Annotated in this window: 1 protein-coding gene; it reads right to left on the reverse strand. The window is 46.5% G+C overall.

What is annotated here, in order from left to right:
• Window positions 1-145 precede the first annotated feature (145 nt).
• A complete protein-coding gene (locus tag BCT81_RS01710) occupies window positions 146-1,828 on the reverse strand; it encodes an aspartate:alanine antiporter (protein ID WP_008222852.1) in 1,683 nt (560 codons plus the stop codon).
• Window positions 1,829-1,878: the final 50 nt, after the last annotated feature.

Below are 1,878 nucleotides of genomic sequence, written 5' to 3' on the forward strand. Positions count from 1 at the left end.
GGATGCGAGTGGCGAGATTCGAGATGCGAGGAGAGCTAAGAGCAGGAGCGGGGAAGGAGGCTTGAAGTGCTAAAAACAAGCAATAAAAAATGCACTAACCCAGATGAATTAGTGCATTAGAAATGAATCGTTTAGCGATGTGTGTCTAGCTGATAATGATGATGAAGGTACCGGCTAAGGTCATCAAGATGTTTGCTATCGCGTAAGTGCCCGCGTAACCCAGTGCTGGAATTGTAGAACGAGCGTGGTCATTTACGATGTCCATTGCAGGAGCACAGGTTCGAGCACCGATGATCGCACCAAACAGCAGTGCACGGTTCATTTTCAATATGTACGCGCCCACTAAATAAGCGAAGAATACTGGGATAACACTGACGATCAGAGCAATACCAATAACCTGCGGACCAACTTGAGTTAAGTGCTCAAATATCTTACCACCGGCGCTTAAACCGATACCGACCATAAAGAACATCAAACCGAGGTCTTTGACCATGTTCAATGCACCCTGAGGTACATAACCAAAAGTAGGGTGGTTCGCTCGTAAGAAGCCAAGCATGATACCGGATAGCAGTAGGCCCACCGCGTTACCTAAACCAAATGAAACCTGGCCAAATGTCATCGTGATCAAACCAAATAGAATGCCCAAGATAAAGAAGCTACAGAACGCCATTAGATCCGCCATTTGGCTGTGGATCGAGATGAAACCAATTTTCTCTGCTAGGCCGTGAACACGACTCTTTTCACCACTTACCTGCAGTACATCACCTTTAGAAAGCACGATGTTTAAGTCCATCGGCATTTCGATTTGAGCACGTACTACGCGGTTAAGGAAACAGCCGTATTCAGATAGATTTAGGTCTGAAAGACGTTTGCCTGCGATGCTGTCACTTTTAACGACGATCTCTTCTTCCACGATACGTAGGTCAAGAAGGTTACGGTCGAAAACCTCTTTTCCGTTACGGAAACTTGGGTCCAAGCGCGCGTGGCTATCTGGGAAACCAACCAATGCGATTTCATCGCCTTCTTGCAAAATGGCATCACCATCTGGGTGTGCAAGAATGCCATTCCGGCGAATACGTTCGATGTAACAGCCTGTTTGGCGATAGATACCCAACTCACGCAGGTTTTTACCGTCTGTCCAAGAGATAAGTTCTGGTCCCACACGATAAGCACGAATAATTGGTAGGTAAACCTTGCGCTGGCCTGAAGCGCCTAAGCCTCGTTCTTGAGCAATTTGCTCTGCTGAGTCGTGCAGATTTACTTTCTGAAGTTTTGGAATCAGACGAGCAAACATAATCATACTGATTAAGCCAACTAGGTAAGCCATCGCGTAGCCGACCGATAGGTTTTCGATAATCAGGCTTAAATCCATGTTCCTAGGCACTTCAGCAAGCCCTGAGTTGAGTGCGTCCTGGGCACCTACCAAGATTGGCGTTGCGGTCAGTGCACCAGCCATCATGCCGGCAGAAAGTCCGAAACTAAGGCCTAAGTACTCGCTGCAGAAGTAAGTAAGCGCAATAGCTGTGGAGAGCACCACTAAGCTTAAAATAAGGTAGTGTTTGCCATCTCGGAAAAAGATACCAAAGAAGTTTGGTCCGGCTTCAATGCCCACACAGTAGATGAACAACATGAACCCGATGGTCAGCGCGTCGGCGTTGAACGAAAAACCTAGATGACCCATCACAAGAGAAGTAATCAGGACACCTATTGAGTTGCCAAGCTGGAGGCTACCAAAGCGAATTTTACCAATGGCTAAACCAATCGATAAAACAACAAAGATGAGGAGAATGGGGTTTTGTTCTAGCAGAAAAACAACGTCGATATTCACAGTGGTCGCTCAATAATAGGCGTGAAAAACAGGGTAAGTTTGAAATGTGG

Source organism: Vibrio sp. 10N.261.52.A1 (assembly GCF_002876325.1).
Classification (GTDB): Bacteria; Pseudomonadota; Gammaproteobacteria; order Enterobacterales; family Vibrionaceae; genus Vibrio; species Vibrio chagasii.